The sequence below is a fragment of the Halobellus sp. H-GB7 genome, assembly GCF_030848585.1.
GTDB classification, from domain to species: domain Archaea; phylum Halobacteriota; class Halobacteria; order Halobacteriales; family Haloferacaceae; genus Haloquadratum; species Haloquadratum inordinatus.
Map to the genome: position 1 here is coordinate 628,768 of NZ_JAVDDW010000001.1, position 21,587 is coordinate 650,354.

Sequence of the window (21,587 nt, forward strand, 5' to 3'; positions counted from 1 at the left end):
ATTGTTTGCAATGGCAAACGGTAAGGTTGACTTCTTCAACGACACTGGCGGCTACGGTTTCATCTCGACTGACGACTCTGACGACGACGTGTTCTTCCACATGGAGGATGTCGGCGGCCCGGACCTCGAAGAGGGTCAGGACGTCGACTTCGAAATCGAGTCCTCGCCGAAGGGCCCGCGCGCGACGAACCTCGTTCGTAACTAATACCGGCTTGTAGTCGCCTCGGCGACTAACACGACGGCACATCATTCTGCCCGGGTTCGCTCGGGCGAATTGCTACGCTCGTGAGCGTGACGCTCACTTTTTGAGTTTGGGATGCGGCGACCCAACGTCCGGACTGATCCGAAACGCTCAGTCGTTCGGCTTCCGTTCGTGTTCCTGTGACCTCCGAGAGCGACACAGCCGAGGACAGCGCTTCCGACGGCGAACAGACCGACGCCGGTCGAACCGGCGTCTTCGTCGCTACGTCCTCTGCCGAACGGCAGGACGCCTTCGCAGTCCGCCGAGCGGTGTTCGTCGACGAACAGGGCGTCGACGAGGAAATCGAGTGGGACGAACACGACGAACCCGACGCGGCGGCGACGCACTTCGTCGCCTACGACGACGGCGAACCCATCGGCGCGGCCCGCTTTCGCGTCCCGTCCGTAGACACAGACTCCGCAGGGGCCAGCGCAGCCGAGGCCGCCGCGCCGACCGGCAAGGTCGAGCGGGTCGCCGTCGCCGCCGACCGGCGCGGCGAGGGATGGGGAGTTCGGCTAATGGACGCCGTCGAAGAACGAGCCCGCAAGGAGGGTTTCGGACGGCTCACGCTCCACGCACAGACCCGCGTCCGCGACTTTTACGATCGGCTCGGCTACGTCGCACACGGTGACGTGTTCTACGAGGCCGGAATCCCGCACGTGTCGATGACGAAGCCACTCGACGACGACGGCGACTCCACGCGGGAGTGAGAGTCGGCTCGTTTTGCGACTCCAGAGGCGCGCCGCCCGCCTCAGACGGACGAGTCGCCACGATCCGTCGCGACCGGATGTTTATATCCGATGACGGGAGCAGCCACGCCGTGCGCTGACATTCACCCACGTCGGGTCGCGGTCGCTCGGCACGTCGGCGTGGAAGCGGACGGCGGCGCGCCGGGGACGTCGTCGACGCGGGTGCCGACTGTTCGCCACACGGCGCGTCAGCCGGAGGGCCGATCAGGACAGCCGCTTCGAGACGTACGGTCCGTCCTGGTGATAGCCGAGCTTCTGCCGGTAGTACTCACGGGCGCCGATGCCCGAGATGATCGCGAGTTTGTCGTAGCCAGCGTCGGCGGCGAGTTCCTCCGCCCGACGGACGAGCCGTCGACCGTAGCCTTTGTGCTGCCACTCGCCCTCGCCGCTACCGATGCCCGCTTCGCTCCCGTAGACGTGGAGTTCGCGGACGATCGCCGCGTTCTCCAGTTCGCGACGAACCGGGTCGTTCGGGAAACGGAGTCGGCAGAACCCGACGAGTAGGTCTTCGACCGGATCCTCGAAGGCGAGGAAGTGTTCGGTGCCGCCGGCGACCTGGTAGGTCTTCGCGTTCAGTTCGACCCGCTCTGGGTCCGGGTCGGCCTCGTTCATCCCGGCTTCGCGCGCCCGGATGTCGCGCTGCTCGATCCCTTTCTCCTCGGCGCGCTGGGCGGCCAGTTGCCGGAGGTTCGACTTCCAGACCCCCGCATCGATGAAGTCGGCGGGAATGTCTCGTTGGACGCGCTGGAGGCGCGTGTACTCGGGGATCATCCCCATCACTTCGCTGACGATCTCTGCGGCCTCCTCGTTTCCGAGCGGCTCGAACTCATCGCGCCGCCACTGATCGTACACGCGGGTCCCCCGGACGACGAGCGTCGGGTAGATCTTGAGGTAGTCCGGGCGGTACTCCTCGCGCTCGAACAGTTGCCGGAAGTCCTCTAGGATCATCTCCTTCGTCATCCCGGGTTGCCCCGGCATCATATGGAAGCCGACCTTGAACCCGGCGTCGCGCAGTCGGCGATTGGCGTCGATCGACGCCTGGACGCCGTGGCCGCGGTGCATCTCTCTGTTGATCCGCTCGTAGGTCGTCTGGACGCCCACCTCGACCTTCGTCGCGCCGAGGTCGAGCATCCGATCGATCTGTTCGGGGTCACACCAGTCGGGCTTCGTCTCGAACGTCGTCCCGATGTTTCGGATGTCTGCGGTCTCGTTCTCGGCGATGACGTCCTCGACGTAGCTGAACTCGGTTTCCTCGGGGTCCGGCTTGAACGACTGGTCTTCGGCCGGCTGGGGTTCGGAATCGAGGTCGTAGTCGTTCAACGCCTCCAGAGCGCGCTTGACGAACCACTCCTGGTAGTCGTGGCTGCGGGCGGTCATCGTCCCGCCCATCAGGATCAGTTCGACCTTGTCGACCGGGTGGCCGATGTGCCGGAGCTGTTCGAGTCGGAGCGTCACCTGTCCGTACGGGTCGTAGTCGTTCTGCTCGCCGCGTGCGGCCGCGGGTTCGTGACCCGTATACGACTGCGAGGAGTCGAACTCCGAGGCCGGGCCGCCAGGACAGTAGAGACACTTGCCGTGCGGACACATATGCGGCGAGGTCATAATCGCGACCGGCGAGACGCCCGAGGCGGTCCGAACGGGTTTGCGTCGGACGACGTCTTTCACCTCCTCGCGGCGACTCTCCGGCGCGTGTTGTAGGATCTCCGCGTTCTTGGGCACCTTCGGCGAGGAGTGCGTCGAACAGGCGTCGAGTTTCGCCGATTCGAGGTCGTCGCGGCCGACCTCGCCGTCGAGTATGCGCTCGACGAGGTCCTCGCAAGTGCGGCGGAACGCGTCCGTCTCTGTCGGCTCGGGGTCGGCGTCCGTGCTCACTAGCGAGTCACCTCCGAGAGTCGTCGCGAGCGGTGTTTCATTGGGCGTTTCTCGTCGCGTTTCGGGGTTAAGCGTGTCGCTCCGAGGAGTCGAAACGAGAGAGAACGGGAAAAGTGCGCGGAGTCGTGTGCGAAGCCAGCTTACGGCTTAGAGCTGATCGGCGACGGCATCGACGACGGCGTCGACGACGTCCTCACGCGCGCCCGAGAGGAACTCGATGCGATTCTGTCGGATGCCGACCGCCGTGATCCCGCCTTCGGGGACGGCTTCGCTGGCGGCGTCGGCGGCAGCGCGGACGTCGACGTCGGCCGCGCGCACGAACAGTTCGTCCGTGGAGTAGACGACGGTCGCTGCTCGCTCCTCGTCGGCGCCCCGGTGGAGCGCGTCGGCGAGCAGTGCCGTCGGCGGGAAGTCGAAGCGGTGACTGTAGGAGTCAGCGTCGAGGACGGCGACGGAGACGCCGTCGACGTCGCGCGTCTCGAGGTTGGCTTCGGCGGTCTCGACCTCGTCGTCCAGTTTGATGCGGAACTGCTCTGAGACGTGGTCGGCGAGGCCGCCGTCGTCGTCGAACAGGAGGTCGGTGATGAGTTCGCGCTTGTCCTGATAGGACTGGTAGTAGGCTTCGAGCGCGACGGCCTCGCGGAGCTTCCGCGTCCGGTCGGCGTCGTAGCCGGCGTCTGCGGCGAGGTCGGCGTACACCGACGGTGCGTCCTCCCAGTAGCTCACTGCGGGGAGATGGGACAGATCGTCGCTCATATCGGCGTTGACGGCGGCGGCGAGGTTGGCCCCGAGCGCGCCGGTCGAGAGGTCCTCGGCGGCGACGTCGGTGAGGCTCGGCGAGACGAGGACGCTCGCCTCGTCGACGATTTCGGTGTCGACCGTCTCGGCGTCGACGACGACGCGAGACGCGCCGTAGACGCCGAGCAGGCCGAGGCCGTCGAGAGAGTCGGTAGTGCCCCCGACGCCGACGAGGACGACGAGCGGCAGTTTCTCGTCGTGACGCTCGTTGTCCTGGAGCATCCGCGTCACGTCGTTCGTCGCGGCGTCCATTCCGTAGACTGGGTCGTCGAGCGGACGGCGCGTGAAGAAGTGGTACTCGGCGTCCGCGCGGGCGTGCTCCTCACGGATCAGCGGGAGCACGGCGCGCTCGATGGCCGCGCCGGCGACGTAGCCGTCGGCCGTCGCAGCGTGGCGGACGACGATGGGGCGCGATTGCAGCACCGCGCCGCGGATCGCTTCGGCGGCGTCGGCGAGCTGGTCGGTGACGGCGTCGACGGCCTCGTGTGCCGCCAGCGGCTCGACCGATTCGGGGCGAGCCTTCTCCGAGAGCGCGTCCGCGAGTCGCTGTTCGACGGCGTCGGCGTCCTCGCCGGAGAGCGAAGTCAGTTCCTCGGTCTCGATCTGCAGTTCGCCGCGGCGCAGTTCGACCTCCCCGTCGAGGCGAATCACGTCGCCCTCGCCGACGTCGGGGTAGGCGCGAACGCCCGCCTCGACGAACGCCGCGCAGTCGACGACGGCCGTCTCGTCGCGGACCTCGAAGATCGTCGGGCCGCCGGTCTGTCGCGCGCCGACGACTTCGCCCTCGATGCGGACCACGTCGCCGACGCGGTCGCCGAGCGATTCGACGGTGACGCGCTCGGGTTCGGCCTCGTCTTCGGATGCTTCGGCCGCTGCATCTCCGCTCGCGGTTGCGTCAGCGTTCTCGGTCGTCTCGGAAGCGTCCTCGGTCTCCGTTTCCTCAGCGCCCTCGCTCGTCGCTTCGGCCGAATCAGCTTCGGTCGTCTCCTCGGTCGCTGTACTCTCGTTTTCGTCGGCCGCCCCGTCGGCCGTCTCGGCCGAGGTCTGTCCGTTCGCGGCCCGCGACTTCGTGGAGACGCCCTTCGGCGTCTTCTTCACCGGCGCCGACCCCGAGTCGTCGTCCGCGGCTTCGATCGGCTCGTTGTCGTGCTCGCCGTCGGGGTCGTGAATACGCGCTCCACGGAACTCCGATTCGGACTGTCGGATCGACCAGCCGAGGTCGATGTTACCGTTGCTTCGAACGTTCTTCACCTGAACGAAGACGGTGTCTCCGGCGTCCCACTCGAGACTCTCCAGCCGGCGGTCCAGTTCGCTGCGGTGCAGAAGCCCGGTCACCCCGGGCGCGAGATCGACGAAGACGCCGAAGTCCGCGAATCCATCGACGGTACCCTTGTAATACCGTCCCGGCGTGAGCTGCTCTGGGGAATCTCCCCTGAAATCGAACCAAACGTCCTCGTCGTGCGTAATCCAATCCATTGAGCGAATCAAATGGTCCGGGCCTAAAACGATTGTCGAATCCCACTCGTGACGTTTCGGCTGGCGAATCGCGTCTGGCCAGAATCACAGGCAGCCAGAAGGCGCCTCCTCAAGGGGTGCAACGTGCGTCTGCACCGATTCTCGCCGGACGATGCGGAGAGGATCTCTGAACGGGGACGACACTCTCTCTCAGATGATCCCCGCGAGCCGGAGGACGGCCATCGCGGCGTCGACGCCGCCGAACGCGGACCCGAAGAGCAGCGTCGCCGGAACGGCGCCCGCGATCACGGCACGTCCCGTGGTCGTCCCGTGGACCTCTCGGAGCCCCACGACGAGCAACGCGGCCGCATAGAGCGTGCAGACCAGCCGGAGCGGGGCAGACGGGATCCCGACGAAAATGCAGGGCGCTGCGGCGTAGGCGATCACCTGTACCGTCTCGCTGACCCCGCCGCGGTCACGCACGGCGATCATCAGGATGATCGTCTGGAGCGCCGCCGTCAGGTGGAGGGTCGCGGGCGCGATCACGAGCGCGACGGCCGTCAGCGCGATGAGCGCCGAGACCGCCGGTCCGCCGGCGAGCGCCGGGATTCGTTCGGGCGCGAACGAGAAGAGGCCGATCGTATACGCCACGGCGACTGCGACGCCGAAGACGAGTCCGGGCGCCTGATCGCCGGGTGCGACGCCGTTTCGGAAGAACTGCTGCGGTCGAACGAGTACTTCGATCCACGCCCGCGCGACCCCGCGCGGCCCGCGCTCGCGCCCACCACTCGGATTCTCTACCCAGGTCGTCACGGTCGTCTCTACGTTCTATTAGTCGCGGCGGAGGGTATGACAGTTCCGGCACCGCGCCTCGTAGGACTCTTCGGCCCCGACGACGATCGTCGGGTCGTCGACGTGTGCCGGTTCGCCGCCGACGAGCCGCTGATTGCGGGTCGCTGGTTCGCCGCACTGCGAACAGATCGCCTGCAGCTTGTCGACGTACTCGGCGACGGCCATCAACTGCGGGAGCGGTTCGAAGGGCTCGCCGCGGTACGTCTGGTCGATGCCGGAGACGAGCACGCGCCGGCCGTCGTCGGCGAGGCGCTGACAGACCGCGACGAGTTCCGGGCCGAAGAAGTTGGCCTCGTCGACCGCGACGACGTCTTCCCCGTTCAGTTGGTCTCGGATCTCCCAGACCCCGTCGCCCTCGCTGGGCACGACCGAGGCTTCCCACTGGCGACCGACGTGTGAGCCGACGGTCGTCTCGCCGTAGCGGTCGTCGACGGCGGGCTTGAACACCGCGATCTCCTGGCCCGCGATCTCCGCGCGGCGGAGTCGACGGAGGACCTCCTCGGTCTTTCCCGAGAACATCGAGCCCGTGACGACCTCGATCCACCCGCTGTTCGTGATGGCGTGCATACCACGTTCGAGCGCGGTCGAGTGGCAAAACGGTTGTTCATTCGGGGCGTCCCGGGGGGTCGCGATGGCGTCGGCAGACACCAATCTTCTAAACGGTGTCCGGTGTACGCACCTGTATGCAGGTCGTATTCCACGTCTCCAGCGGCGACGTCGACGACTGGAAACACGCGGTTCAGAACGTCCGCAACCTCCTCGAAGACGAGACTGCAGACGTCGACGACGCGGTCTTGCTCGCGAACGGCGGAGCGATCTGGCTGTTCGAGGCCGGTGCGCCGCTCTCGGAGAAGATTCGCGGACTGGGAAGCACGGGCGTCCGGTGTGTCGGCTGTCGGAACTCCGTTCGCGGCCACGACATCGCCAAGTCCGATCTCCTCTCGAACGTCGAACTCGTGCCGTCGGGGGTCGGCGAACTCACACGTCTCCAGAGCGACGGCTACGCGTATCTGAAAGTCCCCTGACTGCCGTATCGGACAGTGCGACGTCCGGTTCGATCCTCGCTGTCGACGCCACCGAGAGAGGTCGACGACACCCGCAGCGTTCACAAGCGAATGGTAACTACGCGAGCAATTATGAGACGATCTCACATACTCTGAGGCGGGCGATTCCTATGAACTTCGACGAATTCACCGGCGAAGTGCAGCACCGACTCGAACTCCCCGGGACGGGCGAAGCAGTGCGGGCGATCCGGGCGACGTTGACGACGCTCGGACAGCGGATCCCCGAAGGGAACGCCGAGGACCTCGCCGCCTCGCTCCCGATGGAGATCAAGTGGTACTTGACGGGCGCAGTCCACGAGCACGGCCAGCGGTTCGACTGGACGGAGTTCGTCGGCCGGGTCAGCGAGGTTGAGGGGATCAAGCGCTCCGACGCCGCGTACCACGCCCAGGTCATCATCGACCTCGTGAGCACGCTCGTGCCAGACTCGGACGTACAACAACTCCGGAATCAACTGCCCGAGGCCGAGGACGACGAGAACTGGCGAAAACTCTTCGCGGTCCTCGACGCCGGGGGCTGGCAGGAGCAGGAGGCTTGACCCCGAGTGGTGGCGTCTGCTGTGATCGATCCTCGTAGGTACACCGGCGCGCAAAGCGTTCGTTCGCTGGCGTTCGAGCGGTGATTCGGTACGCCGAGCGTTCTTACGGCCTGGGAAAACTTCCATCATTCATCATCGTGTCACCTGTTTATACAGCTATGTCCGAAATCGAAACCGAATCCGAGAAGACACGCGCTGAAGTCGCGGCGTACCTCCGAGACCTGGCAGATCAACTCGAAGGGGGCAGCGAGTTCACGCTCGAACTGGGTGGTCGACAGATGCAGGTGGATCCGACTGATTCGGTGACGTTCAAACTGGAGGGCGAATCCGACCCCGCAGAAAGCGGCACAGAATCGAAAGAGAGCATCGAATTCGAGTTGGTCTGGTGGCGCGAAACCCAGCCCGACGACGCAGACACTCAACAGGAAGCGAGTGGCTCCGAGAGCTGAGGGGTGACGCTCGGCAGCGGCGACGTTGTCGGTGCCGAGTGAAACTCTAATTATAAAGATGTTGATGGTATAAGTCGTGAATCATCTCGTTTCCCGTGGTCGCGAGTCAGAACTCGAAGCGCTGCGCGTTGGCGGGTTGATCGAAGAAATCGATGCTATCAACATTCGAGAGGAGACCGACGCGGCAGACAACGAGGACATCGAGCGAGTCTACTGGAATCTTCACGGGGGCTCGAAGAACCACCTTCGCGCGTTCGTCGACGTTCTCGACTCCCGTAGTGTGACGTACGACCCGTAAGTCCTCAATCAGGCCACCTACAAGCAGATTATCGCGACGTAGCCCTCGTGAGAGCCGCCGGCAAGAACCGGAACGGACGGGTCACTCGACAGGGTCGCCGTGGGACTCCCGAAGTTCGACTTTACGGACCTTTCCCGTGGAGGTCTCGGGGAGTTCGTCGACGAACCCGACGACGGTCGGGCACTTGAAGTGTGCGAGGTTGTCGCGGGCGAACTCGATGACCTCCTCCTCGGTGAGGTCGGCACCGTCGGCGGGGACGACGATTGCTTTGGGCGTCTCGCCCCACTTCTCGTGGGGGACGCCGATCACGGCGACGCGTTCGATGTCGGGATGGTCGTAGAGGGCGTCCTCAACCTCGACGCTGGAGATGTTCTCGCCGCCGCTGATGATGACGTCCTTCTTGCGATCCTTGATCGAGATCATCTCGCGTTCGTCGACAGTGGCGAAGTCGCCGGTGTGGAACCACCCGTCGACCCGGCCAGAGAAGGCCTCGCGGGTCCGCTCGGGCTTGTTCCAGTAGCGATCCATAACCTGGTTGCCGCGGACGATGATCTCGCCCATCGTCTCGTCGTCGGTCGGCACGTCCTCGCCGGCCTCGTCGACGACGCGCAGTTCGGTCCCGAGCATAGCGTGGCCCTGGCGGGTCTTGATCGCGAAGCGACCCTCGCTCTCGATCCGGCGCGGCGAGTTGCTCGTCGTGATCAGCGGGCCGGTTTCGGTCAGCCCGTAGACGTGCAAGATGTTCCAGCCGAGTTCGTCCTCGACGGTCCGGATTGTGGCCTCCGGCGGCGGACTGGCCGCGGTCGCGATCCTGACTGGCTTGTCACCGGTCGCCGCGATGTCGTGGGTCTGATAGTGGTCGACCATCTGGTCGAGGACCGTCGGCGCGCCACAGAGGTAGGTCACGTCGTGGTCGTGGATGCGTTCGAAGGCGCCCCCGCTGTCGAAGTGGCGCTGGCAGACGTGTGTACCGCCGACACCGGTGATGACGTAGGGATAGCCCCAGCCGTTGACGTGGAACATCGGGAGTGTCCAGAGGTAAGCGTCGTCGTCGCTGACCTCGGTGTGGTGGGTGGTGATCAGCGCGTGCCAGTGTTCGGTGCGGTGCGTCCGGACCACGCCCTTTGGGTCGCCGGTCGTCCCGCTCGTGTAGTTGATCGTCGCGGGGTCGTCCTCGGAGATGTCGGGGCGCTCGACTGCGCCGGGGTCGGCGCTCTCCAGAAGTGACTCGTAGTCGCGCCAGTCGCCGTCGACGCGGTCGGCCGGATTGGCGACGAACGCCGTGGCGGGGACCTGGCCGCGGATCGCTTCGACCTTCTCGGCGTACTCGTGATCAGCGATGATCGCCCGAGCGCCGCAGTCGTTGAGGATGTACTCGTAGTCCTCGGCGATGAGCCGGTAGTTGAGCGGGACCGAGATAGCCCCGAGGACGTTGATTGCGAACAGCGTCTCCAGAAACCAGTGTGTGTTTGGCGAGAGCAGCGCCACGCGGTCGCCCTTCTCGATGCCGAGATCTGCGAGCGCCGCCGCTGCGCGGTCGACGCGTTCGCCGAACTCTGCGTAGGTGTACTCGGTGCCGTCGTGGGCGATCACGCCAACGACGTCGCCATAGATGTCGACCCCCCTGTCGAGGAAGTCGAGCGTCGTCATCGGTCGATTCACAGTATGCCAACGAGTGACAGAGGGACGTAAAGTTCTTTCTCCAGGTGGAGTCGAGTATGCGACCGCTCGATTGCGACGACCAGAGCCGAAGCCAGACGGCTTTGCGGCCAAACTATTAATATCAATAGTGGAGGAACCATAGGAGATGTCCACAGCTCATCTCATCGCGGTCGGTTCGTCTCCGCTGGGCAAGACAGATCTGCCCGGCCGCGACCTGTTCTCGAAAGCACTGGCCGAGGCGTTCGAAGGATTGCCCGATCCGGCCGATGTCGTCGACGGGCTGTACGTCGGCGCCCAGTCCGAGCGGTACGAGAACCAGATTATGCAGGGAACACTGATGGCCGAATGGGCTGGCCTGCGGAACGTCCCCGCAGAGCGCGTCGAAGCGTGTGCGGCCGCAGGTGCGCTCGCGCTCAAGAACGCAGTCCGGGATGTTCGGGCGGGGGTCCACGACGCAGTGTTGGCCTGTGGCGTCGAGAAAATGACCGCCGGCGGGACCGAAGGGGCCACGAACGCGCTCGGGGCCGCCTTCGAGCGTGCCTTAGAACAGCGGTCCGGGATCACCGCGCCCGCGACGTACGCCCTGCTCGCGCGGCGATACCTCCACGAAACCGACGCGACGGAACGAGACCTGGCTAAGATCGCCGTGAAGAACCACCAGAACGCGGTGGCCAACCCACGGGCGATGTTCCAGCAGGCAGTCGATATCGAGACTGCGATGGACGCTCCCGACGTCGCTCCCCCGCTGAAACTGTACGACTGTGCGCCCGTTACCGACGGTGCCGCAGCCGTCGTCGTCGCGAACGACGAGGTGGCGGCCGACCTGCAGAGCCGTCCCGACACGGTTCGCGTAGCCGGCGTTGGCTCGGCGGCCAACAACCTCGCCGTCGCCGAGCGCGACCTGACGTTCGTCGAGGGGGCGAACGTCGCTGCCTCGACCGCCTACGAGGACGCCGGCGTGGACGCCGCGGATATCGACGTCGCGGAGGTCCACGACGCCTTCACTGTCTGCGAGGCACTGCTGGCCGAGGCCGCCGAGTTCGCCCCCAAGGGTCGCGGAATCGAGACCGTCGAGGATCCCGAGGACCGATCGGCGGGCTGGACCGACGTCCAGATCAACACCAGTGGCGGACTGAAGGCCCGTGGGCACCCGATTGGGGCGACCGGGCTGTTGCAGGCGGTCGAAGCCTACGAACAGCTCACCGGACGGGCCGGAGAGCGGCAAGTGGCCGACGCCGACACCGCGCTGCTCATCAACGAAGGTGGCGTCGCAGACGCCCATACTGTGGCCCACGTTCTGACTGCACAATGACCGAAGAGAGTGATTCACCGATGACAGACACCGACTCCACGACGACAGGACCGCTCGTACCGGAAGACATCACCGCCGACTCGCCGTTCACGCTCCCCGGCTTCTTCGCCGCGTTGGCTGAGGGCCGGTTGGTGGCTGCCCGCTGTACGGAGTGTGATACACACCTGCTGCCGCCTCGTCCCGCCTGTTACGGCTGTGGCAGCCGGGCAGTTACGCTATCGGAACAGCCCCGGACCGGCGAGGTAATCTCGTACACGTCGGTCAACCGACCTCCGTCAGCGTTTGACCACTTGGCGCCGATCACCGTCGCGGTGGTCGAACTCGACTCGTCGGCTCGGCTGACAGGTCGTGTTACCGCTTCGCTCGAGGACGTCACGATCGGAGACCGCGTCGAACTCCAAGTCCGTGATCCCGAGACGGTCGATATCGATCCGGACTTCGGCCTGTCCTACGAGGAGGAGTGGCCGATCCACGTCTTCGAGCTGATCTGAATAGACAGAACCTTCGTGTCAAGTTTGGCATTTCCACCAGACGCCGAAGGCCTGGAGCCGCGATTCTGCTGTCGGTGGCTCCACGTTGCTGAACGGATTTGAATCTCCTGGAACCGGAGTCCAACTCGTTGGCGTGCCGCTTTGAGGAGGTGTGCGCCATCGACGAGGGAACGTGGCCCGCGCGATCTGCTGTTTGCCGCGTCGATTCGAATCACTCTTTCGTCTAGTGAGGTTTTCGACTGACCTCTCGATGGCGGTCGCGACAGTGCTCGCTCGATTGTCGCCAGCACACGATCGCCCCTGCGTCTCCATGTCGGGCAGACAGACCACACGGAACGTCACCACGAGAAGAACCAGGACAGCGCGACACGATTCGAGAACGGGTTGCGGGACTATTCGTGGGTCGTCCACACTCAAGTGGAGTACCGTTTGAGGACGATGATGAGTCCCAGTTGCCAGAGGGCGAACGCCCCTGCGACCTGTGGCTCGGTGAAGAGCCCAAGTGGCAAGGCGTCCAGGATACCCACGAGGCCCAGCCCCGTTCCAACGAGCAGCGCGAGTAGTACGTGGCGTTCGGAGGGCCACTCCGTCCTGTCTGTCTCGTCGATGAGTCGGTAGAAGACCGGCGTCCGCTCGTTCGGTTCGATGCATTTCGACTCGCCGTCGAAATCGACTACATCGTGGTCGTCGAGCTTCGGGACGTGGTTCTGCCGCAGGGTTACGTAGACACTGTGACGCACCTTCCGCGGGGCAGGTTCGGTGCCAGACTCTTGTGCCGCGAGTCGCTCGGAGAGTTCGCTGACGGTCAGTTCCTCGTCCTCGTTTTCGACGATCTCTCTGATGAGCCTGCGTCGCCGCTCGTTGGATAGTATCCGATGGAGTTCCGACTGGCCGACCTCCTCTGCAGGGTCAGGTAGCTGCTTTTTGTGGCCGCTGTCGTGCTGCCCGCTTAAGATACGGTCTACCCCCACTATACTCCGTAACCGTTCTGGCATATGTGATCCAAGAAACATAAATGTCTCGTCAGACACTACTCCTCGTCGGTGAACGTGAACTCGATTGCCTCACTGAGGGAGCGCTGCCAGTCGCGGAAGGACTCGACGTCCGACTCCAACGAGTTGATGGCGGACTCGTGAGACGTCGAAAGATCTTCGACGGTGTCCTCGAGTTCGTCAAGGTCGGTCTCGAGCCCGGTGACGGCGTCCTCGTGGTCGACCTCCAGCTCTTCGACCGAGCCTCGGACCGATTCGACGGCGTCGGACGTCGCGTCCATATCGGACTGTAGCGCGGCCACCTTCTCGTGAGTCTCCCCCAGTTCGTCCTCGATGGCTGCCACGTCGCCGCGCAACTCGTCGATCTCGGTACGGAGCTCGTCGATGACCTGGGCGGCGCCGCCGTTGTGCTCGATGAACTCCGCGAGCGCGTCCTCGTACGCAGAGAGGTCCTCTACGGTCCGCTGCGTGCGGCGGAGTCGGGCGTCGAGGGTGTTGACCTTGCCGACGCCGAGGGACTCGACCAGCACCGACCGCTCACGGGAGGTCAGGGTTCGGTCCTCGAGTTCCTCCACCAGACAGGAGAGCAGGTCGTCGCGCGTCAACGCGTCGGCCGGCACGTCATTCGACCCGCTCTCCTCCTCGGTCGCCGCAGCATCCGCCTCATCAACCGGTTCTTTCTCTGCCTGTTCGCCCTCGAACTCCTCTGTGGCACCGGTCGCGTCGGACGCCCCGTTGGTGCTGCCTGCCTCGTCCAGATCGACCTCGTCGTCGGCCGGGCGCACCTCTTCGGCCACCTCCGACGCAACATCCCCGGTCTCGTCATTCTCGCCGTTCTTCGCCTCGTCGGCCGCCTCGGCTTCTTCTTCACCAACGCCGGCGGGGCGGGCGTGGGATGTGTCGTCCTCGACGACGTCCGTGCCTCCGTCCGCCGACGTGCTTAGGGCCGCGGAGCCCTCGCCGGTCACCTCGTCAAGTTCTGAGAAGTGGTCCGCGAGTTCGTCGTGGTTGATGCTGCCGCTGGTGTCCTCGGTCGATCCGTCGTCCTCGAGTGGATCTTCGAGGGGGATGCTCGTATCCACCTGCGGGTCCGTGAGGAACGGTCTTGCCTTCTCGGCGGACTCGACGTCGACCCCGTACAGCGTGACGAGTCCCTCGCCGCCGTCGATAATCGCCTCGAAGATGAGCCGCTCCTTGGTGACTGTCCACCTGTCGGAGTTGTATTCCGGATGGAGACCGACCTTCTCAACTGAGAAATCCTCCGGGAGTGGCTCGTCGAGATCGACTGCCACCTCGTCGTCGCGCCCGTTCATCAGCGTGAACACGACCACCGTGATGCCGCTCTCGGTCTCTCTGAGTTCTTTCCGAACGGTCACGCCGTTGACTGTCTTCTCCACTCGTTGCTCTTCGGTCTGCAGATCGGTCATTTTGATACTCATTGGGGATTCTCCGTTATGGTTTCGCGAATCGTTTCGTGAACGGCGTCGAGGTCGAAGCCCTCCGTGTCTGTGGCCCACCTCGACTGTACCGTCCCGGTCTGGTCCACGAGGCAGACCCACGTCGTCTCTCGCTCGCCTCTGTCTGCGATGCCACACGCTGCGGCGAGGTCCTGCTCGGCGTCTGTCAGATGCGGGACTACGCCGGCCAACTGATCGGGACCGGTATGGATCGACGCCTTCCCGTGATCGACGACGACGTACACGTTCACACTCGCGGTGAACTGGAACCACGTCAGGTTCCAGAGCGGGTGCGTCGGGTCAAGCTCGTTGACGCCGACCGAAGTGGGTGGAAACGCCAGTAGGGACGACGACTCGTCGTCGCAGAGACGATACACACTCACCGTACTTCCCCCCATACCCGGGAGCGTCACGTCTGTCATCGGCTTCCCGGATTCGCTCATCGCCGTGACCTCCCGCGTTGGCGAGCGTCGGCCGGTCGAATGGGTGTTGAACGCAGCACGTCCGCGCGCTCAGCGAGTGTCGAACGCAGCACGTCCGCTCGCCGAGTGGGTGTCGGAATCATTGTTGTCCTCCCCCGGGACCGCTCGCACCCGCGTTGGCCTTGCCGCCGACGCCGGCACCGGCCTTTGTGTTCTCAACCGTGACGGCGAACGAATTCGTGCTCGTCGTCGTTACGTCGTCACCGTTCGGTCCTGCATCTTCGACAACTGCGGTCACGCGGATCTGCACGTCGGTCGACCCCGAGTTGCCGTCGGTCGCCCTGAAATCGCTCGGCTTCATCGAGGTGTCTTGCAGCAGTCTCGTCTCGCTGAAGTCGTAGCTGACTTCGCCACTGAGTCCGGTCGCGCTGTGGCTCTTCGAGCTGATCTCTTTCCAGTCGGATGCCGAACCCCCCTTGACCTCGACGGTTACCGTGACCCCCGAGGGTTCCTGTTCGAGCCCGGAGTAGCTCACGGTCCCATTCGGTGCCACCGTCAGTTCATTCAGCTTACCGTTGGCCGTGGTAGCCGACACATCGTTCGCGGTGAATGAGGTGCTCGCGCTCGCTGGGGCCGACATAAATAACATCCCCACACTGCCGAACACCACCGTGACGGCCACGAACGCAACCAACGCCAGGTGGCTGCGCTCCGAGCCACTGTTCGAGTCCGGGACGGACCGCCACTCGAACCCACCGGATGTGGTAATCTCGTTTCTGTTTGTCTTTTCTGGCATACACCTGGGTCAAGAAACGATAAGTATTAGATAATTAACCGGCTTAGGACGGAAGTTACAGACCAGGACGACCGCTTCCACCGCCACGGGAAATGTCCCGATTTTCACACGGGTAATTATAGAAAAACGAACGACTGCGTCGGGGTAAAAGAATAGTTAATCAGTTATTCACCCGCCATTACCATGTGTATAACTCCCACATACTCCGTCTGGAGATGACGCGAATACCCGCTCGGCACCGTGCCGTCACGGCAGAGTGCGCGCGGCAACGGCGCGACGGGTACAGGACGTTTAATTTTCCCTCATCGGGGGAGAGACGAGCACAAAATGGCAGCGAAGGCCACCCATCAAGAGGGTCGTCAAGTACCACGGGATGCGAGACGAGGAGCCCCGCCTCCCGTACCACGACAGCGTCAGCGTCTATACGGCTCCGGCTCACACGAAGACGACGGGGTGTGTTCTTCGTAGTGCTTGTTGAGTACTCCAAGTGACGTACTCGCCTCTCTTGGTTTCGAAGAGCGTTGCGAGAGGATGGGCGCTGCAGGATTTGAACCCGCGACAACTTGGTCCGAAGCCAAGCACTCTGTCCAAACTGAGCTAAGCGCCCTCATTGCTGGATACCGAGGTCGGACGGTTTAAACCCACGGATTCGATTCGGCCCTACTCTCCCCTGTTCGCTCGAAAACCGTGGTCGAGTGGCTGTGTACGCCCGCCTTCCGGCGGATCGTACTCTCGGATGCAGCGAGGAGAACTTCGAGATCCGCCGTCAGCGATTTTCGCGCTGTTCGACTTTGTTCAAGTCGTTAAAATCCATAATGGATTCTCTGGAATAGTGTCCAACAACACGTCCAATACGACAGAATTCAGGACACAAAGGGCGTGTATCGGTGGCGTATTTAAATGAGGTGCCCTTGCTCTACGGAGAGTCGTTCTGATCGGCTAGCGCGTGTCTAACGAGTCGATCACTTCGGATCGGGTTGCTCGTTATCGCGTTGCTGTCGAAGCGTGGACTGCGCCCGCTCGACGTAAGAGTTTGACGACCAACTGCGAGCGTCACTCATCTCGGCCAAAAACTCGTCGGCAGCGTCCGGCAAGATCGCGTCGTTGCGAACCAGTGCGGTGAGGAGGATGGGCGTTGTGACAAGGCGAGTCTCGGCCAGCGAGGCGTGGACGAGCGCAAGTCGATTGAACTCGTCACAGAGCAGTTGCACGGCGTCGATATCGTTCGCCAGCGTAACTGCCGCGTTCTCGCCGTCGTCCAGCGGGAACGTCTCGTCCAGTCCGATGGAACGAGTCTCCAACGCAGAGCGACGGTCGAGAACCGCCTGTGCCGCCTCACCGGATGCATCGTCGTAGGACGCCGTCTCGGTGAGTTCGTCGACGACCTGCTCTGGGACGACCACGGTGTGCGAATCGAGGAGAATGTCGAGTGGATTCGGTGAGGTGCCCGCCACCGTCCCGAGGCTTACGAGAGCCGACGTGTCGGCGACTATCAGAACCATCTACGAGTCGGCCAGCTCCTCCGCGACCCCGTCCACGAATTCGTCGGTCAGTTGCCCTTTCAGCAGTTGGAAGTTGGCGGCCTCCTCGTGGCCGACGAGGTCTTTCAGTTCCTCGAACGTAATATCGTCGTCGTAGAAGGCCTCTGCGATCTCCTGTTTCACCTCGTCGGAGTGCGCGGCGTCCCGCAGGTAGTCCCGAAGCGCGGAGATGAGGATGTCCGTCCGATCCGTCTCGAACACCGCAGCGAGCGCGTCGGCCCGGTTTACTAGTCCCCTCGGTGCACGGAACTGGACGCGCTTCTTTTTGGATTCGGGGCTCATATGTGTACATTGTGAGTATAGGGGCAAAACATTTGCCCTCTTTCCACTACCACATCCTTCGGAGCCGCCGAAACCGGACATAGTGTTTTTCATCGAGCCTGACTCGAAAGAGCAGCTATCGGAAGAATTTTCGAGGGCTAAACGGGCTCCATACGGATTGTATCGTCGAAAATCGAGCTATCGGCTCTCGCGCTGTTCGACCTTGTTCAGTTCGATCAACAGGCGGAACACGGCTTTAACGAGATTCGAGTCTACGTCGAAGTGCTCGGCGTTTCGCCCGGCACGCTCCATCACGCGGTCTTCTTGGCCTTCATCGGTCGTCGGCAGATCGCGTTCGTCCTTCACCTGTGCGACCGAGTCGGCGACGTAGGTCCGCCGCGCGATCAACTCGACGATCTCGCGGTCGATGTCTTCGATTTCTGCACGCAGTTCGTCTAAGGAAGCGTCCTCGGGGGCTGTAGGTTCGTTCTGTGTCATAGGGTTCGTCCTCCATCAGTTCGCGTCGTCGTGCGCCACGTGTGACCGCCGCGTTCGTCCCACAGGTCCTGTACGCGGTCGAGTCCGTCGTCCTGACCGACGGCAACGACGCTCGGACCAGTGCCGGAGAGAGAGACGCCGTCGACGTGGGGCATCGCTTCGACAGCGGGGTCCGCAGAGAAGCCGAGCGCCGCCGAGAAGGCCAGTCCGTTCACCGTCATCGCCTCGGCGTAGCGGCCGTCGAGCGCGAGGTCGGCCACCAACTCGGCCATCGGAGCGACGTTCGCACAGCGATCGACGTCCGCGTCGGCGCTGTAGGCGCGCTCTGCTGGCGTCCAGACCAAGACGTCCCACTCGACTTCGTCGCGGGCGAGCAGTTCGTCGTCGTCATTGTCGGTGACGGTGACGCCGCCGAGCATCGACGCCGAAGCGTCGTCGAACGCGCCGGTGACGGTGACGCCGGCGTCGCGGGCGGCCTGGACGCCGAGCTTGCAGGCTTCCAGGCGATCCGGCGCTGCGTCGAGCGCGGCGGCAGTGGCGAGGACGGTCGCGTTGGCTGCGGCGCTCGAACTTTTCAGTCCGGCGGCCATCGGGACGTCGCTCTCGGTCCGGACGGTACCACCGTAGTCCTCGCCGTCGCCGTACGTCTCGATCGCGAGTTCGACGCAACGTTCGATCAGCCGGGTGTCGGCGTCGGCGTCTTCGGCGATCGTTCCCGTCACTGTCGCGGAGTCGTCGAGTTCGACGGTCGCAGTCGTTTCGGCGTCGATCGCGAACGCCGACCCGACGCCCGTCGAGAGGGCGTTCAGCACCGTCCCCGCGCCCAGTGCGACTGCTCGGCCGTACATACAGGATAGCTATCGACCGCCGTAAAAGGTGTAGCGGTTGCTTGTCGGATCAGGTCTCGCCGGGCGACACAGCGCCACCCCGCCGGATCATCCCCAGCACGCGCCAGGTGACGACCGGGTCGCCCGCCGGGGTTCGCCCGGTCACGTCGACGTCGACGTATCCCCGTCGGGAGTCCGATTCGGAGACTCGCTTGTCGACGACTTCCACGTCGACGGACAGGGTATCGTCGGGGCGGACGGGCCGGTGCCACCGCAGGTCGTCGACGCCACGGCCGCCGAGAAACGCGACGCGCCCGAAGAAGGCCTCGGTCGCGAGGCGGTTGCAGGCGCAGAAGCTGTGGAGGCCGCTGGCGACGAGGCCCTCGAACGGCGACGCTGCGTCGGCGTCGTCGCCGACGTGGAACGGCTGCGGGTCGTACTTCCCGGCGAAGTCGACGATCGAATCGCGCGTGAACGTGACCGTCTGATCGGCCACGAACCGGTCGCCGACGGCGAGTTCCTCGTACGTCAGCCGGTCCGCCGCCGTCCCACCGTCGCGTGCGCCGTCGGAGTCGAGCGGCGTGACGTGCTCGTCCGTCGCAGTCGAGGCAGAAACCCCCGGGTCGTGATCGGTCATACGAGAGCACTCGACGCCAGCCATCAAAGCCGCTGCGCTCTCGATGCAGAACCGCCGCGAGTTCTCGCAGTCGTGCCAAAGACACTTACACGCCGACACGGGCCGTGTAGTATGGTCTCCGACGTGGCCGGCGATGTACCTGCTGACCCCTCCCTCCGCGAGCGGGCCGAACGCGCGATCACGCGGCGTCGACTCCTCGTCGCCGGCGGTCTCGGCGTCGGCGCTGGCGCGCTCACGCAGTTGCGGACCGATCCGCCTGCTGCACCCAAAGTTCCCGAGGGGACCTGGCCCTTCACCGACCGCGACGCGCAGCGGACCGATTCGGCCCCGGCAGCGACTCCACCCGCAGAACCCGAAATCGCGTGGCGGAAGCAGCCCGTACCGTCAGTCGACGCGCTGGTCGTCGGCCCCGAGCGCGTGTACGTCGGGAGCGCCCGGACCGCGGGCAACGCACCCGCCGTCGCGGCGCTGGATCGCGCCGACGGCACCGTCCGGTGGACGCGGCAGGTGCCAGCACGGCGACTCGCCTTCGTCGCCGGGGCCGTGTACGCGACTGGCGAGGCGGCACCGAGGTCCGAACGGGACGAGAGCGGGCGGTCGGGAACCGTCACGCGGCTCGACGCCACGACGGGAGAGACGCAGTGGCAACGCGAGGTCCGTGATTACGGCGAGCGACTGATGGTGGGCGAGCGGGCGGTCTACGTCGGCTACCACGGCGGGGTGACTGCATTCGGCCGGGACCGGGGCCGCCGGCTGTTTCGAACGTCGACGTGGGGAATCCCCGTGACGCCGCTTCTCGCCGACGGCGCACTCTTCCTCGCCGGCGGCCGCCTGACGCGGTTCGGCGCCCGACGGTGGAGCGAGGTGGTCTTCGAACAGCCGCCCGACCCAGTCTGGGACCGGGACCCGCCAAACTACACGCTGGATCCGACGGTCGTGACACGCGCGGACGCCGCCGACCTCGTCGCGACGGGGCGGCTCTCGGTGTCTTCGGTCGGCGGCGACTCGCCGTCGCTCCGGACGCACGAAGTCGGCGAGGGCACGCGGCGCTGGGCGACTCTCGATGCCACGCCGCTGTCGGAGCCAGTAGTCGTCAAGGAACTCGCGGCGCGCGGCGAGCGGTTGTTCCACGCGCTCCGGACCGGACGCGACGACGGCCGCCGGCGCGCCGTCTTCTGCCGCGACGCCACGACGGGGGCAGAGCGCTGGCGCATCGACTTTAAGAACTGGGTGCGCTCGGTCGTCGTCGCCGGCGACCGCGTCCTCGTCGGAACGCGGTGGGATTCTGTCACGCCGGGTCCCGACTCGGCCGCCGAAGAGACCAACGCTGAGAGGTCGAACGCCGATGTGGAGACCCCGCCGCCGGGCCGCGTGACCGCGCTGTCGCTCGACGGCGACGTGCAGTGGCGCCACCCGATCGGCGGCTCCGTCTCGGCGGTCGTCCCGGTCGGCTCTCGGATACTCGTCGGTACTGACGACGCGAGCTACGGGGGTCGGACGGCCGAATCGGGCCGCGTCGTCGCCCTCGACTGACTCACTCGGGCGCTACACTTCACCACGACTCCGACGCTTCCGACACCCCACTACGGCGCTGGAGATGCCATCGCGTCCCTTTTGAGCGGGCCACGCGAACACCGGGATATGAGCGCGCGCAACGACGTCCCACCGAGCACTGTCGGCGTCGAACTCCTCGATCACGGCGTCGAGGTCGAGTACACCGACGGCCGGACGACGCTGTATCGGGGCGTCCCCGAGCCCGTCACCGACACACTCACCACGCCGCCGAAGAAGGAGACACACGTCCTCGTGACGGATCCGACTGAGACCGAGGGCGTGATGATGTACGTCAACGACCTGAAGACGCACGACGACGTCCTCGAATCGACCGGCGTCGGACGGGTCATCCTCGAAGACGGTGAGGAGGAGGAAGTCTTTCCCGGCGTCACGGTGCGTCGTCCCGGCGGGATGCGGACCGAAGTCGAGGCCGACCCCGAGGTGGCCCGCGGGCGCGTGTTCGTCTTCGTCGAAGACGACTGGAGCGAACAGTCCTACGAGTTCGTGACCGAGAGCGCCGACGCCGACGGCGAGGACACAGATAACGACGCCACCACCCCCGCAGACAGCGGCGACGCCTGACTCCGATGGCACTCAGAAAACGATGGCAGCCGTTGACGCGAGAGACTGTCGGGAGCGTTCCCAACGCGTACGGACTCGTCGAATTCGGTGACGAAGACGGCGACGTCGTCGAGGCCGTCGCGGGCTTTCTGCCGGACGAGCTTCGGGAAGAACTGGCCTACGGCGACGCTGCGCAAGTGCGGTGGCAGCGCGCGCAGTCGCTCGACCACGCCGAGAAACTGCTCGACGAACGGTAGCAGGG

25 protein-coding genes and 1 tRNA gene are annotated in these 21,587 nt (G+C 64.8%); 11 read left to right on the plus strand and 15 right to left on the minus strand.

Annotated elements, in window-relative coordinates:
- Positions 1–10: 10 nt before the first annotated feature.
- Both RBH22_RS03380 and RBH22_RS03385 read left to right on the plus strand, forming a co-directional pair.
- Positions 11–205 carry a cold-shock protein gene (locus RBH22_RS03380; RefSeq protein WP_049984818.1) on the plus strand — a complete coding sequence of 65 codons (195 nt, stop codon included), beginning with the start codon at positions 11–13 and terminating at the stop codon, positions 203–205.
- A gap of 176 nt (positions 206–381) precedes the next feature.
- Positions 382–951, plus strand: coding sequence for a GNAT family N-acetyltransferase (locus tag RBH22_RS03385; protein WP_306676537.1), 570 nt, complete (start codon positions 382–384; stop codon positions 949–951).
- Positions 952–1,194: 243 nt separating this feature from the next.
- Here RBH22_RS03385 and RBH22_RS03390 read toward each other — a convergent pair whose 3' ends face one another.
- The 4 genes from RBH22_RS03390 to RBH22_RS03405 form a co-directional block, all read right to left on the minus strand.
- Complete coding sequence (locus RBH22_RS03390) at positions 1,195–2,862, minus strand: tRNA uridine(34) 5-carboxymethylaminomethyl modification radical SAM/GNAT enzyme Elp3 (RefSeq protein WP_256544862.1); 1,668 nt, start codon at positions 2,860–2,862, stop codon at positions 1,195–1,197.
- Positions 2,863–3,009: 147 nt separating this feature from the next.
- A complete protein-coding gene (locus RBH22_RS03395; RefSeq protein ID WP_256288261.1) occupies positions 3,010–5,136 on the minus strand; it encodes an OB-fold nucleic acid binding domain-containing protein in 2,127 nt (708 codons plus the stop codon).
- 189 nt (positions 5,137–5,325) lie between these two features.
- Positions 5,326–5,928: a YIP1 family protein gene (locus tag RBH22_RS03400; RefSeq protein WP_256288264.1), complete on the minus strand. Its 603-nt coding sequence runs from the start codon at positions 5,926–5,928 to the stop codon at positions 5,326–5,328.
- 18 nt (positions 5,929–5,946) lie between these two features.
- The gene (locus RBH22_RS03405; RefSeq protein WP_256288265.1) at positions 5,947–6,534 is read right to left on the minus strand and encodes a thymidine kinase; all 588 of its coding nucleotides are present in this window, start codon (positions 6,532–6,534) and stop codon (positions 5,947–5,949) included.
- Between the two features lie 116 nt (positions 6,535–6,650).
- Here RBH22_RS03405 and RBH22_RS03410 point away from each other — a divergent pair, with 116 nt between their 5' ends.
- The 4 genes from RBH22_RS03410 to RBH22_RS03425 all read left to right on the plus strand — a co-directional run bounded on the left by RBH22_RS03410 (position 6,651) and on the right by RBH22_RS03425 (position 8,314).
- On the plus strand, positions 6,651–6,992 hold the full coding sequence (locus tag RBH22_RS03410) for a DsrE family protein (protein ID WP_121568339.1): 342 nt from the start codon (positions 6,651–6,653) through the stop codon (positions 6,990–6,992).
- A 149-nt stretch (positions 6,993–7,141) separates the two neighbouring features.
- Positions 7,142–7,567: a DUF2267 domain-containing protein gene (locus RBH22_RS03415; RefSeq protein ID WP_306676538.1), complete on the plus strand. Its 426-nt coding sequence runs from the start codon at positions 7,142–7,144 to the stop codon at positions 7,565–7,567.
- A 158-nt stretch (positions 7,568–7,725) separates the two neighbouring features.
- Positions 7,726–8,016, plus strand: a complete 291-nt coding sequence (locus RBH22_RS03420; protein WP_306676539.1) for an amphi-Trp domain-containing protein — start codon at positions 7,726–7,728, stop codon at positions 8,014–8,016.
- Positions 8,017–8,092: 76 nt separating this feature from the next.
- Positions 8,093–8,314: a DUF2202 domain-containing protein gene (locus tag RBH22_RS03425; RefSeq protein WP_306676540.1), complete on the plus strand. Its 222-nt coding sequence runs from the start codon at positions 8,093–8,095 to the stop codon at positions 8,312–8,314.
- 81 nt (positions 8,315–8,395) lie between these two features.
- Here RBH22_RS03425 and RBH22_RS03430 read toward each other — a convergent pair whose 3' ends face one another.
- A complete protein-coding gene (locus RBH22_RS03430; RefSeq protein ID WP_306676541.1) occupies positions 8,396–9,964 on the minus strand; it encodes a long-chain-fatty-acid--CoA ligase in 1,569 nt (522 codons plus the stop codon).
- 157 nt (positions 9,965–10,121) lie between these two features.
- Between RBH22_RS03430 and RBH22_RS03435 the strand changes: the two genes are divergently transcribed.
- Both RBH22_RS03435 and RBH22_RS03440 read left to right on the plus strand, forming a co-directional pair.
- Entirely contained in the window at positions 10,122–11,288 is a 1,167-nt protein-coding gene (locus tag RBH22_RS03435) for a 3-ketoacyl-CoA thiolase (protein ID WP_256288270.1), read from the plus strand.
- A complete protein-coding gene (locus tag RBH22_RS03440) occupies positions 11,285–11,779 on the plus strand; it encodes a Zn-ribbon domain-containing OB-fold protein (protein ID WP_306676542.1) in 495 nt (164 codons plus the stop codon). Before RBH22_RS03435 ends, RBH22_RS03440 begins: the two co-directional genes overlap by 4 nt.
- Before the next feature lie 413 nt (positions 11,780–12,192).
- On the opposite strand, the gene RBH22_RS03445 is transcribed toward RBH22_RS03440, so the two are convergent.
- The 10 genes from RBH22_RS03445 to RBH22_RS03490 all read right to left on the minus strand — a co-directional run bounded on the left by RBH22_RS03445 (position 12,193) and on the right by RBH22_RS03490 (position 19,210).
- Entirely contained in the window at positions 12,193–12,750 is a 558-nt protein-coding gene (locus RBH22_RS03445) for a hypothetical protein (RefSeq protein WP_306676544.1), read from the minus strand.
- A 59-nt stretch (positions 12,751–12,809) separates the two neighbouring features.
- The gene (locus tag RBH22_RS03450) at positions 12,810–14,210 is read right to left on the minus strand and encodes a hypothetical protein (RefSeq protein WP_306676545.1); all 1,401 of its coding nucleotides are present in this window, start codon (positions 14,208–14,210) and stop codon (positions 12,810–12,812) included.
- On the minus strand, positions 14,207–14,671 hold the full coding sequence (locus RBH22_RS03455; RefSeq protein WP_256288272.1) for a hypothetical protein: 465 nt from the start codon (positions 14,669–14,671) through the stop codon (positions 14,207–14,209). The genes RBH22_RS03450 and RBH22_RS03455 overlap by 4 nt, the downstream gene beginning before the upstream one ends.
- A gap of 118 nt (positions 14,672–14,789) precedes the next feature.
- Positions 14,790–15,446, minus strand: coding sequence for a hypothetical protein (locus RBH22_RS03460; protein WP_306676546.1), 657 nt, complete (start codon positions 15,444–15,446; stop codon positions 14,790–14,792).
- 532 nt (positions 15,447–15,978) lie between these two features.
- Positions 15,979–16,053, minus strand: a tRNA-Arg gene (locus RBH22_RS03465).
- Between the two features lie 355 nt (positions 16,054–16,408).
- Positions 16,409–16,948: a hypothetical protein gene (locus tag RBH22_RS03470; protein WP_256544874.1), complete on the minus strand. Its 540-nt coding sequence runs from the start codon at positions 16,946–16,948 to the stop codon at positions 16,409–16,411.
- Positions 16,949–17,269, minus strand: coding sequence for a hypothetical protein (locus RBH22_RS03475; RefSeq protein WP_306676547.1), 321 nt, complete (start codon positions 17,267–17,269; stop codon positions 16,949–16,951). It lies immediately after the preceding gene.
- 177 nt (positions 17,270–17,446) lie between these two features.
- Complete coding sequence (locus RBH22_RS03480) at positions 17,447–17,746, minus strand: chorismate mutase (protein ID WP_256288346.1); 300 nt, start codon at positions 17,744–17,746, stop codon at positions 17,447–17,449.
- Complete coding sequence (locus RBH22_RS03485) at positions 17,743–18,594, minus strand: shikimate kinase (protein ID WP_256544876.1); 852 nt, start codon at positions 18,592–18,594, stop codon at positions 17,743–17,745. The genes RBH22_RS03480 and RBH22_RS03485 overlap by 4 nt, the downstream gene beginning before the upstream one ends.
- A 49-nt stretch (positions 18,595–18,643) precedes the next feature.
- Positions 18,644–19,210, minus strand: a complete 567-nt coding sequence (locus RBH22_RS03490; RefSeq protein ID WP_256544877.1) for a MaoC/PaaZ C-terminal domain-containing protein — start codon at positions 19,208–19,210, stop codon at positions 18,644–18,646.
- 111 nt (positions 19,211–19,321) lie between these two features.
- Between RBH22_RS03490 and RBH22_RS03495 the strand changes: the two genes are divergently transcribed.
- The 3 genes from RBH22_RS03495 (at position 19,322) to RBH22_RS03505 (ending at position 21,582) form a co-directional block, all read left to right on the plus strand.
- Positions 19,322–20,743, plus strand: a complete 1,422-nt coding sequence (locus RBH22_RS03495) for a PQQ-binding-like beta-propeller repeat protein (RefSeq protein ID WP_306676548.1) — start codon at positions 19,322–19,324, stop codon at positions 20,741–20,743.
- Positions 20,744–20,851: 108 nt separating this feature from the next.
- Positions 20,852–21,346 (plus strand): DUF5796 family protein, encoded by a 495-nt coding sequence (locus tag RBH22_RS03500; protein ID WP_306676549.1) that lies wholly within the window; start codon positions 20,852–20,854, stop codon positions 21,344–21,346.
- Positions 21,347–21,351: 5 nt separating this feature from the next.
- Positions 21,352–21,582: a hypothetical protein gene (locus RBH22_RS03505; RefSeq protein WP_306676550.1), complete on the plus strand. Its 231-nt coding sequence runs from the start codon at positions 21,352–21,354 to the stop codon at positions 21,580–21,582.
- The last annotated feature ends 5 nt before the right edge of the window (positions 21,583–21,587 follow it).